Source organism: Paenibacillus tundrae (genome assembly GCF_036884255.1).
GTDB lineage: Bacteria > Bacillota > Bacilli > Paenibacillales > Paenibacillaceae > Paenibacillus.
In genome coordinates, this window is sequence record NZ_CP145605.1 from 3,150,899 (window position 1) to 3,166,659 (window position 15,761).

Sequence of the window (15,761 nt, forward strand, 5' to 3'; positions counted from 1 at the left end):
TTCGTATGATCTTATTGTCGTATCTATTTTAGATAAAACGTTGCTTTTCAATCCATAAAATATCAGTCCACGGTACTGAACGTTGGCGGTTTTTCTCTTTCAATAGGATTTCCTGAGCGTTGATATCTAACAATCTGCTTCGGATTCGAGCGGTACTTGTTTCGACGATTAATTTGTCGTTCATTAGAGACTTGATATGACCAGCTAAAGTTTGCTCGAAAAATTGCTGTTTCAGAAAATCCTTTTGGCTTACGGTTTTACCGAATTTCAGAAGTATTTTTTGTTTAAGATCTTCATCATAAACGACCTGCTGATGTTGTTGGTGTGGAACATTCACTTGGTCATAAGGTTGTTCGGCGGTAACAATTGAGCGAAAGGGGACCCAATATTTGGTTAGGAGAGTAGTCAAGTTGACAAAATCTCGACCTACGGCCTCTGTTTTGGCCATCATTTCAGTGAACTGATTGCGACTATGAACCTTAAGTTTCACAGTTTGATTTTTGTGAGATTTGAAAAAGTTAGATAACATAATCTCTTTACGACGGAGAGGATTAATTTCACCAATGATTTGAACATTTTGATGATGAATGTATTCCTGAAGTATTCTCAATTCATGAGCAGGAAGCGGACTTGCAGGTGAGCTGAACTTGCTTGAGCCTGGATCCAGCATGAGTGTTCACCTCCATATGTATGATATACACCATCTTATGAGAAGCGCTCGTACCTTATTCAGTTGATAGGGGGAAAGTGATGGATATCGTCTTATTTATCATAACGAATGTGACGTTATGTGTAGGTATTTTTGCAGGATATATGCATTTGAGAAAGTTGAGGAACTTGATTGGCTATCATCTGGGCATGAATATTTCTATGACTGTTAGTACGGTAAGTGCCATCGCTTTTGGCGGATTATGGGGTTTACAATTCCCTTACTATGCAACCTGGGTTACGATCATTGTCACCATCTTCGCCATGGTTGTGGGCATGATCTTTGGGGCGCTTGTGGATTATCAAACGATTGTTACCGGCGTATCCGGCGGAATTATGGCTGGTCTTATGTCTCCTATGATTGTAATGCATAGTCAACATCCAGTACCTATCCTTATATTCTGTATATTTTTGTTTTTCTTCGCCATATTCATGCTATGTACTTCGGTCAAAGTATAAGAGTTGTGGAATTCCTCTGATTCAATTAAATTTGCCGTGTTTATGTTATATATAACATTGCTTCGTTATGTGTATGATATGCCACTACGTTCATAAAAAAATAAAGAGTCTCTATTAAGAGGTTATGTTATCTAACGATTCTGTTAAGCCGTTGATTAGAACAAAATCAACGGCTTATTATATGAGAGTCTGTTGGACATTAAGTGTCACACAGCGGAGTTTAATTGATCCTGTTTGGTAATAATCTCCTGTATTAGCTGCTTTGGTCATATGCTACAATTCTCAGATATGCCAATTATTATCCTCGGTAAAGGTATATGAATACGAATAGAAATGGCAGATGAAGGATGAATAAAGCAATGATTAAACGGTATTTGATATTTATCGCCATACTGGTAATCGTGTTCTTTTATTATGAGCACCGATTAAACGAAGCCAAAGCAAACGAAGATATCCTAATGGAGCTATACCAATCCAAAAACAATAGTGGTTACATCACACTTCTAAAAGAAGGCCCCTCCTTCAAGCCACTGGCACAAACGCTCGAAGAACTTAGTCAGGTGACAAATCAGGAAGCACCAGCAAAGGTTCAGAAGCTGCTTGAACAAGCAAAGGTGCAGGCGAAGGATGCGACTCAATATCTAACGACACTTATTGAGTTCAGTGATAATTACATATCTACATCAAAACCTCGGTATATGAGCGATAACTCTGTTATGACGTCAGCGAAACAGGAGGAGGTGTATCAACTCGCCTACGGCAGTGGTCTATATGGATTAATGTATGGAATCAGTCATCATTATTGGAAGGATAAACCGAAATTAATTCCTCAGGCTACCCAAACCGCACTTGCATCGATCGCCAAAGAACTACGTGCATTGGATAAGACACTTTCTTCATACAAGAGAGGTGTAGATCATCAATTACAATGGGGGGATGAGAGAAGTATGGAACAGCTCAAATCCATCATTCTAAATGAAGTAAAGCCTCATTTTGAAAAGATCGAGGAGCTCAAAGATGAAATCAAGCTTTAACCTACGCTGAACCATTCTAATCGTAAGCCTTATTGTTCCCTGTATATGAAGCCTTCATATAGGTCAGATTAACTTTACTTGAACCATTTGGTCAGCCATGATGTAGAAATGCAGTTGTTAACATACGATCAGCTTTTGAAAACAACAAATACTTAAAATTTTATTTTCTCAATATAAAATAATATGTATAATGGGCAATACGTCTGACAAAAAAAAGTGTAACACTGACACCAACTCCAAAGAATAATAATGATGATTCGGAGGAGACCGAGAAGAGGAGGACATATGAAAACAACGAAGGTCTCATTTTTTGTACTTACCCTGGTTTTGCTCCTAGTGACAGGGTTATCTGGATGGGCAGGGGGAGCATCCGCAACAGAAGCGAATTCAGGCAAAACTTATGTCATCGGTACGGACATTACATTTGCCCCATTTGAATTCGAGGATGCGAATGGTAATTTTGTAGGTATTGATATGGATCTAATGGCCGCCATTGCCAAGGATCAGAACTTCAAGTATGAGATCAAGGCTCTCGGATTTAATGCTGCCGTTCAAGCGCTTGAGTCGAATCAAGTTGATGGCGTCATCGCAGGGATGAGCATTACGGACGAGAGAAAGAAAGTATTTGATTTCTCGGAAGCTTATTATCCATCAGGTGTCGTTATGGGAATTAGCGCGAATAATGATACAGTGAAAAGTTATGAAGATCTCCGAGGACAAAAGGTTGCCGTAAAAACGGGAACGGCTGGATATAACTTTGCTGAATCCATCGCTTCCGAGTATGGATTTACCATCGTACCTTTTGAGGACTCTGCACAGATGTATCTGGACGTAATAACAGGTAATTCTATCGCATGTTTCGAGGATCAGCCTGTTCTTGCTTATGGGGTCAAACAAAATAATGGATTGAAAATTGTAACCAAGAAAGAAGAAGGAGACTCTTACGGATTTGCGGTAAGTAAGGGTAAGAACCAAGAATTGCTTCAGATGTTTGATGCAGGACTCGTGAACATCAAAGCAAGTGGTGAGTATGATCAAATTCTGGAGAAATATGTTGGTGACAATGCTCCAACTGCTGGAGAAACAAGCCGGTGGGAGAATGTTCAGAATTCACTGCCAGCTCTGTTTAAAGGGTTAGGGAATACATTGCTGTACACAATAGTATCTCTATTCTTTGCCTTTATCATTGGTCTGATCTTTGGATTTATGAAGGTAGGACAGAATAAGGTTCTTCGTGGAATTGCGACCGTTTTTGTTGACGTGTTCCGTGGTATTCCATTGATTGTTCTGGCTTTCTTTATTTACTTCGGGATTCCGCAAGCATTCGGCTTTACGATGCCACTGTTCCTCGCAGCCATCCTAACACTTAGTTTGAACGCAGGAGCTTACGTAACCGAAATTATTCGGGGCGGGATTCAATCGATTGATCCAGGACAGCTGGAAGCAGCTCGTTCATTAGGCCTGCCTTATCGTAAGGCAATGATGAAGATTGTTATTCCACAAGCAATTCGAGTGATGATTCCTTCATTTATCAATCAGATGGTAATCACATTGAAAGATACGTCGATCTTGTCTGTTATCGGTCTTGTTGAATTGACTCAGTCGGGTAAGATTGTTATCGCTAGAACGTTTACCTCTTTTGACATCTGGTTAACGGTTGCGGTTATGTATCTGATTGTTATTATCACATTGACCAAAGTTGCTGACTATCTGGAGGTGAGGGTTCGCCGTGGGTAAAATTAAAGTTGAAGGATTGAAGAAAAGCTTCGGAACGAATCATGTTCTGAAAGGAATTGATATGTCCGTCAATGAGGGTGAAGTGGTATGCGTCATTGGACCCTCTGGATCAGGCAAAAGTACGTTTTTGCGTTGCATTAACCAGCTAGAAGAAATAACTGAGGGTCGAGTGATCGTGGATGATCAGGATCTCAATGATTCCAAAACAAACATTAATAAAGCGCGGGAAAATATCGGTATGGTATTTCAGCACTTTAACTTGTTCCCTCACTTTAATGTACTGAAAAATATTACGTTTGCACCAAGAGAACTTGGTTTATTAAATGAAGCTCAGGCACGTGATACGGCGCTAAAATTGTTAGACCGTGTAGGGTTATCAGATAAAGCGAACAGCTTCCCGAGCCAGCTATCTGGAGGTCAGAAGCAACGTGTGGCAATTGCTCGTGCGCTTGCTATGACGCCAGATGTGATGTTGTTCGATGAACCAACTTCGGCGCTTGACCCTGAGATGGTTGGTGAGGTTCTTGGTGTAATGAAGGATCTCGCTCGTGAAGGTATGACGATGATGATCGTTACCCATGAGATGGGATTCGCTCGTGAAGTAGCCGATCGGGTGATCTTCATGGATGGTGGTTACATCGTAGAAGAAGGAAGCCCTGAAGAAGTGTTTGGGAATCCTAAGAATGAACGTACAATCAGCTTCTTGGAAAAAGTGCTCTAATAACCGGCCTTTTTGAACAGGTACTAATATGATAATGCTAAACCTTCAAGACATTGCTCTTGAAGGTTTTTTAATATGAAGATAACATAATGAAGGATAGGAGGCGCAAATCAGATGAACTTATTTTACATCCAATCCTCCATAAGGGGAATGAGTTATGTAGCTTCATTTTTAGAGGATAACTTTATTGGGTTGACATGGCCTGGAACAGGAAATTTGGAAGAGATGTCACCAGAGGAATGGAATGAGCGGTTGAGGGGACATTACAAGTTAGAAGAAACAGAGCTAGCAGGGGTGATGAAGGATCTTGAAGCGTTTGTACATACTATGCAGGACGGGGACTACGTCGTTATCAAGGATGATGAGTGGGCGTATGTAGGAGATCTGGGCGATTATTACTACGATGATTCCTTAGGAATAGAAGAAGACTTCATATGCCATCGGCGAGGTGTTACCTGGCTGGGAAGGATACCCTTGGAGGATTTAAATGACAAAGTACAAGCTTTAATTCATCAGACGGGTACACTGGCTAAATTTGAACATCCAGTATCACAAGCGCAGTTAGATCGTTATCTCACAGGTATGAATGAACCAACGGAAGGAACGGAAGGGAAGAGCTCTCCAGCTACGAAGGTCGATAAAGCTACAATTGATGCTGCCCTGCATGTGATGAGACAAGCTTTAGACAGTGAGGACATCAACATACGTGTTCGTGCAGCGGAGGCAATCTTACAATACGCCAGATCGCAATGATTGAACTTATACAGACTGAATGAATATGGTCGTTTGGAGCCGTTCGTGTAACTAAGCTGTGATTCAATGCGTTTATTACTTGTAGGACAAGATATGACACGCATTATTAATCCAAACGTACAAGGAGAACCGCATTTCATGAAGAAACTTTCTCGTGGTATTTTATCTATCTGTGTAAGTGGAGCTGTACTTCTGTCAGCATGTGGGCATACAGATGATGCTGATCGTACGACGATCCGTGAAGCAACCGCTGGATCGACCCCGAATACTAATCAGGCACCATCTACCCAGGAGGAACCGACGAATTCAATCTCGGCATCCACTGATGCCATCTCGGATTCAGAGCGATTAATTGATCTAGCGCACAAGGAGATTAAAGACATTACCGCTGATGACTTCAAGCGAGGTGTGTTCATCGATTTTGATCAGTATAAACAAAGCTTCTTCGACGATGAGATCATATCCAAATTCAAGGGGAATATCGAAGCTGTAGTGGAGAAAAACCCAGAGAAATTTAACGAGAACCTAAATAAGGAGTCCGCAGCAACTAATAAGTACCACTCCTACTACATTAGCGAAAGTGAAAAAGGGAAAGAATTTATGTTTTATGATCTCGACATCCTTGAGAAAGTAAACATCAATCAGCGCGAACAGATTCGGGTAGGTGTACGATTTGCTCAGAAAGATCCGGATGGACGTGTCGACAACACAGGAATCACGTACTTTTTCACGAAGAATCCAGACGGTGAATGGGGCATTGAGAATATAGACTAATAGAGACCATGAGATGATTCATGGTCTCTCCATAATCTACTAAAGATTGAATGATAAATTAATATCGATTCATAATGACGTTGAGGTTAACCTTTAACCGCACCAGCCGTCAATCCGCTGACAATATATTTCTGACCAAATAGATACAATATAAATACAGGTAGTGAAGTAAGTACAAGGTTGGCAAAAATTAAATTCCAATCCCGGCTGTACTTGCCGTAGAAGTTATAAATCGACAGCGGCATCGTCCACGTCGAGCTGTCTGTCAGGAAGTATACAGGAATGGTGATATCATTCCACACCGACATAAACACCATAATAGCAACCGTAGCATTAACAGGTAGGATTAGTGGCGTGACGATGCGGAAGAACACACCGAACACACTTGCTCCTTCTAGAAAAGCGACCTCGTCCAGCGCTCTTGGAATCGTTTTGATAAAGCCACTGTACAAGAACACACTAAAGGCTGTATTTAGCGCAGCATAGATGAGAATAACGCTTGTGATACTGCCATAGAAGCCTAAGCCCTGCACCACACGAATCGTTGTAATGATCGACATCGGTGCAATCAGACCCATGAAGAAATACATATAGAGCGTGCCTGATAATTTCGTTTCCCGACGTGCTAGAATGAATGCTGCTGCTGAAGAGGCAACGATGTTGATGATAGACGATATACCTGTAATCCAGATACTGTTAAGAAATGCCCGTGATAGACCGCCTTCTTGGAAGACTCGAACATAGTTCGAGAACTGCCAGGTGTCAGGTAAATGTAGAGAGAAGCTGAGCACTTCAGCGCTGGTTTTAAATGATCCAAGGATCAGAATGACAAGCGGCAACAATACGATGAGTGAGGCCAGAATGAGGAACCCTTCCACGATATAATTGCGGATGGCAAGTTTGCGTGTATAGCCCATTTTATTCCGTAACCTCCTTACGCCGCATGAAAATCAATAGCGGTATAGCGATAATGGTGACAACCACGAACAGCAGTGTATTTACTGCGGTACCCAGACCCCAGTTACCTTCACCGAAGGAACGCAGAATGATCGTACCTACAACCTGTGATGCATTACCTGGCCCGCCGCCTGTCATGACGTATACTTCGGAGAACACTTTCAGACCACCAATCAACGTTAACATCAGGTTAATGTTAATCGCTGGCAGGAGAAGAGGCAGTGTAATTTTGAAAAAACTTCTCCATGAGCTGGCTCCATCAATCTTGGCTGCCTCGTAATATTCCTGCGAGATAGACTGTAGACCAGCCAGATAGATGGCCATCTGAAATCCAGCGCTCTGCCAGATCGATACGATCGCAATGGTCCAGATAACAATGGATGGATTCGTTAACCATGCTTGGCTTAAGGAGTGCAAACCGACAGCTTCTAGCAGCTGATTAATTGTACCTTCGGTGCGAAGCATAGGGGTAAACAGAATGCTGATTACAAGTATGCTGAGTATGGAAGGCGAGTAGAAGATGGCACGTAGCAGATTTTTGGTTCGCAGTCGCATATTAAGGCCTACTGCGAGCAACAAACCAATAACGTTTTTGCCAACCACTGTAACGATGGCGAAGATCGCCGTATTTTGCAGTGCCAGTATAAGCGTTTTGTCAGAGAATATTTTCTTGAAGTTATCCCACCCGATGAAAGTCAGCTCTAATCGATCCAACCGCCAGTCCGTGAAGGAATAATAGAAGCCCGCAATGGCAGGTACAACGAAAAAGATAGAGTAGATGATCAGTGCGGGAAATATCATGTAGTACGAATATAAATTTTTGGTTCTTTTCATATCTCACGCTCCGTTATAGCCAGGCAGCATAACCTCTGATCGGTTTTATACGACCCTGTCATACTGCCCTATATTTCAACAATGGTGTATTTCTTAGAATCCAGCTACACCTTTATCCTGCATCAATTGGCTGAATTTCTCATCCCATGATTGCAGTACTTCTTCTGGCGTTAAGCCACCTGCGAATTGATCCTGCAACAAACGGTACAGTTCGCTGCGATCCACTAACATGTATGCATCTGTCGTCAGAACTGTTTTTTTCGGCGTAATATAGTTGTCTACGATATCTTGTTTGTATGCCGGCAGTTCCGGTGTTGTCACATCATTGAAGTTTGATACATAGCCTTTGGAATCTACGATCTGTTGAGCTACATCTTTGGAAGCGATAAAGTCGAGGAACTGTTTAGCCTCTTCCAGATGTTTGGATTTCTTCGGAATAAATAACTGCCCACCTAGTGGACTTGCCCCTAGACTTGCATCTTCAGTCGATGGAATCGGGAATACACCTAGCTCCATACTTGGATCCTGTTCAGCAACGCCTTCAATCAACCAATCGCCCATAAACATCATAGCCACTTCTTTGTTCAGGAATTTACCCACGGCCATATCATAGCTGTCGCTGAGTACATCAGTGTTGGTGTACCCCTTGGTGTACACTTCGTACTGCTGTTCCAAGAAGGTCTTGAATTCTGGAATGTCAGACCACTTCTTCTTGTTGCTATTCAGGTCATCAAAAAAGGTTGGTTCATTTTTCGCTACAAAATCAGCAAAAGCGGCAGCAGGCCAGATGTTGGCAGCCCAAGCATCCTTGTATGGCATGAATACGGGTGTAATACCGCTAGCTTTGATTTTTTCGCAGACCGCGAGAAACTGCTCATAGGTGGTGGGGATTGTTAAACCAAGTTCTTCAAAGATCTGTTTGTTATATACGACGCCTTGCATCCCCGTATCTTGGCTGACATGGAAGCTGTAGATGTGACCACCAGCCGAAAGTACGTCCTTATTTACAATACGGCTCGCCCAAGGCTCGTCATCGAGAATCTCGAAATTGCGTTCAAGATTGAGATCGGTCACTGCACTGGCTAGATTGTATTGGATGATATCTGGCGTTTCGTCTACCGCAAGCTTTGTCTGAAGCACAGTAGTTGTCTGCTCGGCAGGGATTAATTGTAGATTGACGCGTACATTCGTCTGTTTCTCGAACTCATCAAGGATATCTTGTTGGATAAAAGCTGAATCCTGAGAGCTCTTGGAGATGGCTAATTCCAGTGTGACCTTTGCTTTATTATCCCCGCCCGACGAACTTCCCGTGCTGGAATCACCAGCTCCACAAGCGGTTAATGAGATGGTTAGTAAACTAGCCAGCATCACCGTAGCAACCTTTTTTCGTTTAAGTATCTTCAATGTGAATCCCCCTTGATTACTTATGATTGAATCCGTTTACATCCCCGATTATAAATTTTTCCTTCCCCCAGGTACATGTCTGTGCTTGAAGGTTAATGTGTAAAATCCTGAACTTGAAATCGCTATCATTTCATATAATCCCATGATACAGTTAAGCGTGAACGAATGAATTGGACGTCTAGATGTGAAAGGAGACTCGCAATGAAAATGACAAAATTCATACATAGATCCACGCAATTCAGTTTGCAAACCAAGGTTTTTCTAACCTTTTTGGCATTACTTTTGTTTGTTCTATGTTGTTTTCTTGTATATGTTAATGTCGTTGTCATTCGCCCACTGAAACAAAAAACAGTGCAGGATACACTGGTGACTACGACTAAAGTGAGAGAACAAGTAGATCTGTACATGGATCAACAGAATCAGCTCTCGCAGCGAATCTTGTCTAGCAAAGACATCTTTGCCACGATGGACAAGAGTTCTTCTGCACATAGTGATTACGAGCGGCTGAAACAAATTCGGAAGCTTAAAGACATTATTTTTCAAGCGATTGGGCCGAGTATGAATATTAAGGACATGTCCATATATGACAAGCAAGGTATACTTCTTACGTCATACTTAGGTTCAGGTCAACCGCCAGTATCTATTCACACGTTGCTGGGAGATAGTAAGGTTGGACGAGAGTGGGCAGGAAGCGGTTTTGTTCTGCTCCGCCAAGGAGATACGATCTCATTTGTTCGGACGGTGAATGATCAGAATGGTAAAGTCTACGGTTATCTGTGCATCCAGATGGATCAAAGGGTGATTCAAAGTTTTACCGAAGGCATCTCAGCCGGTGAAGTTTATATCTTGAACCAGCAAGGAGAGCAGATGACAGGTATTGAGCTTGGAACCCAAGCGATGCAATGGACAAAGCCACAATTGGAGGAGGGACTGGAAGTGGATGAACATAACAATTACATCACGTACTCCACATCTCCTAGCACCGGTTGGGTTACATATATTGTTACGCCTAGCAAGTCGGTATTTGGCTCGATCCAGAAGGTTCAAACCATCTCGATTTTGCTGATTACAGCATTAATGCTTATTTCTTTCGTCTATATTTACTTATCTACTCGCAATCTATTGCTTCCAATCCGTAAACTTCGCAGTCAAATTTGGCGTATCAACTACAGCAATCTCAATTTAAAGGTCGATGATCGGCCCAAAAACAATGATCTGCTGTTGTTGAATGAAGCATTCCAGGATCTAATGGAACGGCTACAACAATCGATTGACCGTGAGAAAACGGCGCTACATGAAGAGGTAAAAGCAAGAAATTCAGCACTTCAGGCTCAAATAGCGCCTCACTTTATCCATAACGTTCTTTATTTGATCAGCATTGCTGCTCAAGAGGGCAAAACAAAGGTGGTTTCGGATATGTGTAAGCATCTCTCAGAGAGCCTGCGTTATATCGTATCTTCTCCTTACGCACATGTGACCTTATCCGAAGAGCTTGAGCATACAAGACATTATCTATCACTGGTTCAACAAAAATATGAAGACGATCTGGAGTGGGATATCGATGCGGATCTATTAGCGAAAGAAGTCCGTTTACCACGCCTGGTCATCCAGCCTTTTGTAGAGAATTGCATTGAACATGCCTTTTGCCATACATCTCCGCCATGGCATATCCAGATTACGGTGAAGCAATATAACGGATTATGGGCGCTAGAGATCAGAGACAATGGAGATGGCTTCACGCCTGAGAAGATTCAAGAGATTCTCGCGAATATTCAGCAATCCCGCTCGGGAACCACCATGATAAATAACCAAGAGACCGGACTCGGCAATATGGGTATTGTTAATAGCGTTAATCGGCTCAAACTGATGTATAGCAACCGGCTATTTTTTAATATTTTCAATAATCAAGGGCATGGAGCAAAGGGAGCAACGATTCAAATCATCGGCTCGTTAACCAAGGACTTTTATTAAATGGGGAGGGCAGACACCAATGTATAACGTTATGATTGTCGAGGATAGTAAACCGATACTGCGCAATATCAGAACACATCTGGACACATTGAATTTACCGCTGCAAGTGACGGCTACAGCAACTAACGGTGAGGAGGCACTGGCGATCATTCGGCAGGAACCGATTCATCTGTTGTTAACGGATATTAGAATGCCTAAGATGGATGGCTTATCGCTGATTGAGCAAGCCAAGCTTGCAAACCCCTATCTCAAGGTGGTGTTGATCAGCGGCTACAGCGATTTTGAGTATACACGCAAAGCATTGAACCTGCAGGTGTTCGACTATTTATTAAAACCTGTAGAGCGGGAGGCATTGGAGGAAGTGATGGGAAGGATCGTGGAGCAGCTTGATCGGCTTATATCCAGGAGCTTGCAAGAATTGCAAGAGATCGTTGACCCAGAATGTTATGCTGAACTTACGTTTGGCGAGGAATTCCCGCTATACTCTCATATGATAATCATTCTTCGCAAGCAACCTTTCAGTCTGGGAATGGATCGTTGGACTTCGGAGACATTAGAGCGAAGTTTAGCGGAGTTTTTCCGTGCTCAGCCATGCCAGGTACTACTCACACAAACTTCGTACCAATATATTATTCTGGCTAATAGAGGAGCACTGGATTGGTATTCTTCCATGCATGAATGTCTTGAATCATTACGGCGGCACCTGTATGAAGAGGGGCTGGATGGAATCATTGGGGGACAGCTGATGTCCGCTGATGTGGATCAGTTACCAGAGCTCTATTACCGGATCACTTCAATATTAACGACCCAGCAGCGATTAAAGCATGGGCTGGTGCTGGATACGGGAAATCCCGTCTCGATGGCAAGATCAGAAACAAGCTGTATGGACTCCTTGTTAGAATCTACTTTTGTGCATATGATACAAGCTTGCCGGAAGGAGGCATTTGCACTCAAGCTGTCTGAACTGATGAATCGATGGGCTGAGGAGAATGCACATTGGACAGAGATTGAGCGTTTTGTAGCACTTGTGGTGGACACCTTTGCACATCTCTATGAAGAACGAGGATCAGGCATGCGATTAGCTTTGGAGCTTAGAGCCAAACAATGTTTTGAAGTAAAGACGTATGAGGATTTTGGACGTGCGCTACTTGAATGGACAGCTCAATGCTTCGACATGCTGCACTCCCAAGGGCGGAAGAGTGGTGAGCTGCTGTTCGAGCAGATTGACGAATACGTCAAAACCAATCGTTATGCCTCCTTGTCCATTAGCGATATTTCATTGAAATTTCATGTCAGCCCTTCATATATCAGTAGGATCATTAAACAGGTCACACAACGCACTTTCGTACAATATTATACCGAACTTCGAATGAAGGAAGCTTGCAGATTGATGGCCAGTCAACCCAACATGAAATTCAAAGAACTATCGGAGCTGTTATCGTTCAGCGATCAGCATTATTTCTCCAAAGTATTCAAGGAATATACAGGCGTTAGTCCGACGGAATATAAGGAACGCCTGCTTAGCACGAAGTTCAAATGACAATAGGGTGATGAATACACAGAAGTATTTTGTGACCAAATGCCTTGAAATTTGGATAGAATGCCTTAATATTAAATAAGGTCAATAGTTAAATAGTTTGTTAATAAATATAGCAACCTGGTTAAGGGAGACTGACATTATGCGAAATGCATTGGATCTAAAACGATTTTATATGGGAGCTTGTTACTATCCTGAGCATTGGGATGAATCGTTATGGGCAGATGATCTAGGAAGAATGAAGGAAATGGGCTTTGATCTCATTCGGATCGGAGAGTTTGCATGGTCTATTTTTGAGGCACAGGAAGGGCAATTCAGTTTCGAATTCTTCGACCGCTTTCTTGAGCAAGCGATTACATTGGACATGAAAGTGATAATGGGAACGCCGACGGCTACGCCACCAGCATGGCTTACACATAAGTATCCTGAAGTGTTGAACGTCTCAATGGAAGGCACTACATATCATCATGGACAGCGTAGACACTATAATTATAGTAGTCCTATATATCTAGAGCTATGCGCGCGGATTACAAGAGAAATGGCTCAGCATTACAAGGATCATCCTGCGATTATCGGATGGCAAATTGATAATGAACTGAATTGTGAAACAAACGTATTTTATGCTGAAGCGGATCATCTTGCATTTCGGCGGTGGCTGCAACAAAAATACGGCACATTGGAAAGCTTGAATCAAGCGTGGGGCACAGTCTTTTGGAATCAGACGTATGATCATTGGGATCAGGTGCACCTCATTCGTCCAACGGTATCCGATTCACCTAATCCACATCAGGCATTGGATGAGAAACGCTTTATTTCGGATAACACCATTTCATTCGCGAAACTCCAAGGTGACATTCTAAGAGCAGAAGCACCTAACCAATGGGTTACAACGAATGGCTTATTTGGGCATCTAGATAGCCACCGAATGTCCGATGAGATTTTGGATTTCATGTCGTATGATTCTTATCCGCAATTCAGCACCATCTATCCTGATTCAGGAGAACAGCCGTTGCTTGATCGGAAATGGAGCCTTTCCCTGAGTAATGTCAGAGATATATCACCTAATTTTGCTGTACTAGAGCAGCAGTCGGGTCCTGGTGGCTGGGTGAACCGAATGCAAATGCCATCTCCACATCCAGGGCAAATGCGCTTGTGGGCGTATCAGAGTATTGCTCATGGTGCTGACATGGTATTGTACTTCCGCTGGAGAACGGCTACGATCGGTACCGAAATATATTGGCATGGAATTAATGACTACCATAATCAGCCGAATCGTCGGGTTGCAGAAGCTGGGCTTGTGGGTAAGGAATTGCAAAAGGTGGGAGAACGTATTGTTGGTAAGCGTTATGTTGCGCAAGTAGCCATGCTGCGTGACTATGATAACGAATGGGATGGGGAGCTGGATCAATGGCACGGATCATTAACCAGACCAAGCGAGTTAAGTTGGTTTAAAGCGCTTCAATATGCACATATTCCAACAGACGTAGTGACCGTTCGTCCGGGAGCTGAAATGGAACAACTGCAGGATCTTACCAAATATCAGGTATTAATCTACCCACATCCTGCCATTATACGAGAGGATACAGCCGCAATGCTTCAGAAATACGTAGAGAATGGTGGGTCGGTTGTATTTGGTTGCCGGACAGGGTATAAAAATGAGTCTGGTCATTGCCGTATGCAGCCGTTGCCAGGTCCCATTGCAGAACTGAGTGGCATACAGGTTGAGGATTTTACAATGGTTAACGGTACAGCTAGTCCAGTTAGTGTACAGCTGAACCAACATACGAACCTGTTTGACGCTCCAAGCTTCAATGATATCCTGCGGGTACACGCAGATACAGTTAAAGTCTTAGGCACGTATGCTTCTAGTTATTATAAAGGTAAACCAGCACTGACGGTTAATCGGGTTGGCGAGGGTAAGGTTTATTATTGGGGAGCTGCCTTTGATCTGTCCATAGCTGCCCAGTTGTTAAGTGAGCTTCAGATTGTGTCTCCACTCAAAAACTGGTGCGAGCTACCTGATACGGTTGAGGTCGCTATACGTGCAGATGATCAGGAAGAACTCGTATTCTTACTGAATTACAGTAGTGAAGAGGCCGAGATTAAACTCCATGTGCCAACAGAAGAGTTGCTTCAAGGCAGCAAACTTCAGGGGACGGTTACACTAGAGCCTTATGGAGTATGGGTGCTGAAGAAATAAATATCTTAATACCTTGAAGCAGTTCAAGAGCATTTCTTATGATAAGAAATGCTCTTTTTGTGCTTGTGTTTAAATCGGAAGTATAAGAAAATAACAACAATAATATAATGATGTATAATAAATATTTATTGTAAAACGATAAATCAGCTGCTATATTTAGAATATAATTTTGTGTGAGGTGCTTAAGATGAAACGAGGTTCTACTTTTTTGTTGAAGATCGCTGTATTTTTTATTGGAATGCCGGCGCTTGCTCTATGTGTATTAGGTATACCTTGGTTAGCTAACCATCCTGTGAATCCAGTCTATGCCGGGTTACTGTATCCTATTTTAATCATCTTGTTCGTAACATTAGTTCCCTTCTTCGTAGCGTTGTATCATGCATTCCGCCTTCTGACTTATATTGATAAAAATAATGCGTTCTCGAATAACTCTGTGCAGGCTTTGAAGAAAATAAAATTCTGTGCAACTATAATTACCGCATTGTACGTTGTCATACTGCCATTCGTTTTTCTCGTAGCAGAAAAAGACGATGCTCCAGGACTCATTCTTATGGGGATGGTACCGATCTTCGCTTCGATGGTCATTGCCGTTTTTGCTGCAGTTCTGCAAATGCTTTTACAAGAAGCGATCGAGATCAAATCAGAGAATGACTTAATTATTTGAGGTGAAAT

14 protein-coding genes are annotated in these 15,761 nt (G+C 42.5%); 10 read left to right on the top strand and 4 right to left on the bottom strand.

What is annotated here, in order from left to right; translation table 11 throughout:
* Positions 1-28 precede the first annotated feature (28 nt).
* Positions 29-670 carry a hypothetical protein gene (locus V6W81_RS14125; RefSeq protein WP_310144594.1) on the bottom strand — a complete coding sequence of 214 codons (642 nt, stop codon included), beginning with the start codon at positions 668-670 and terminating at the stop codon, positions 29-31.
* An 80-nt stretch (positions 671-750) separates the two neighbouring features.
* Here V6W81_RS14125 and V6W81_RS14130 point away from each other — a divergent pair, with 80 nt between their 5' ends.
* The 6 genes from V6W81_RS14130 to V6W81_RS14155 all read left to right on the top strand — a co-directional run bounded on the left by V6W81_RS14130 (position 751) and on the right by V6W81_RS14155 (position 6,186).
* Positions 751-1,167, top strand: a complete 417-nt coding sequence (locus tag V6W81_RS14130; RefSeq protein WP_145047640.1) for a hypothetical protein — start codon at positions 751-753, stop codon at positions 1,165-1,167.
* 359 nt (positions 1,168-1,526) lie between these two features.
* Positions 1,527-2,201: a hypothetical protein gene (locus V6W81_RS14135; protein ID WP_338543836.1), complete on the top strand. Its 675-nt coding sequence runs from the start codon at positions 1,527-1,529 to the stop codon at positions 2,199-2,201.
* 285 nt (positions 2,202-2,486) lie between these two features.
* Positions 2,487-3,938 carry an amino acid ABC transporter substrate-binding protein/permease gene (locus tag V6W81_RS14140; RefSeq protein ID WP_338543837.1) on the top strand — a complete coding sequence of 484 codons (1,452 nt, stop codon included), beginning with the start codon at positions 2,487-2,489 and terminating at the stop codon, positions 3,936-3,938.
* Complete coding sequence (locus tag V6W81_RS14145) at positions 3,931-4,659, top strand: amino acid ABC transporter ATP-binding protein (protein ID WP_145047643.1); 729 nt, start codon at positions 3,931-3,933, stop codon at positions 4,657-4,659. Before V6W81_RS14140 ends, V6W81_RS14145 begins: the two co-directional genes overlap by 8 nt.
* 114 nt (positions 4,660-4,773) lie before the next feature.
* Positions 4,774-5,412 (top strand): hypothetical protein, encoded by a 639-nt coding sequence (locus tag V6W81_RS14150; protein ID WP_338543838.1) that lies wholly within the window; start codon positions 4,774-4,776, stop codon positions 5,410-5,412.
* Positions 5,413-5,550: 138 nt separating this feature from the next.
* Positions 5,551-6,186, top strand: coding sequence for a hypothetical protein (locus tag V6W81_RS14155; protein ID WP_338543839.1), 636 nt, complete (start codon positions 5,551-5,553; stop codon positions 6,184-6,186).
* Positions 6,187-6,272: 86 nt separating this feature from the next.
* Here V6W81_RS14155 and V6W81_RS14160 read toward each other — a convergent pair whose 3' ends face one another.
* From V6W81_RS14160 to V6W81_RS14170, 3 genes are all read right to left on the bottom strand, one after another.
* Positions 6,273-7,103: a carbohydrate ABC transporter permease gene (locus V6W81_RS14160; RefSeq protein WP_056691626.1), complete on the bottom strand. Its 831-nt coding sequence runs from the start codon at positions 7,101-7,103 to the stop codon at positions 6,273-6,275.
* A gap of 1 nt (position 7,104) precedes the next feature.
* Positions 7,105-7,977: a carbohydrate ABC transporter permease gene (locus V6W81_RS14165; RefSeq protein WP_056691622.1), complete on the bottom strand. Its 873-nt coding sequence runs from the start codon at positions 7,975-7,977 to the stop codon at positions 7,105-7,107.
* A gap of 93 nt (positions 7,978-8,070) precedes the next feature.
* On the bottom strand, positions 8,071-9,345 hold the full coding sequence (locus V6W81_RS14170; protein WP_430701357.1) for an ABC transporter substrate-binding protein: 1,275 nt from the start codon (positions 9,343-9,345) through the stop codon (positions 8,071-8,073).
* A 237-nt stretch (positions 9,346-9,582) separates the two neighbouring features.
* On the opposite strand from V6W81_RS14170, the gene V6W81_RS14175 reads away from it, so the two are divergent.
* From V6W81_RS14175 to V6W81_RS14190, 4 genes are all read left to right on the top strand, one after another.
* The gene (locus tag V6W81_RS14175) at positions 9,583-11,352 is read left to right on the top strand and encodes a sensor histidine kinase (protein ID WP_338543841.1); all 1,770 of its coding nucleotides are present in this window, start codon (positions 9,583-9,585) and stop codon (positions 11,350-11,352) included.
* Between the two features lie 19 nt (positions 11,353-11,371).
* Positions 11,372-12,892: a response regulator transcription factor gene (locus tag V6W81_RS14180; RefSeq protein WP_338543842.1), complete on the top strand. Its 1,521-nt coding sequence runs from the start codon at positions 11,372-11,374 to the stop codon at positions 12,890-12,892.
* A gap of 139 nt (positions 12,893-13,031) precedes the next feature.
* Complete coding sequence (locus V6W81_RS14185; RefSeq protein ID WP_338543843.1) at positions 13,032-15,089, top strand: beta-galactosidase; 2,058 nt, start codon at positions 13,032-13,034, stop codon at positions 15,087-15,089.
* A 187-nt stretch (positions 15,090-15,276) separates the two neighbouring features.
* Positions 15,277-15,753 (top strand): DUF2975 domain-containing protein, encoded by a 477-nt coding sequence (locus V6W81_RS14190; RefSeq protein WP_338543844.1) that lies wholly within the window; start codon positions 15,277-15,279, stop codon positions 15,751-15,753.
* Positions 15,754-15,761: the final 8 nt, after the last annotated feature.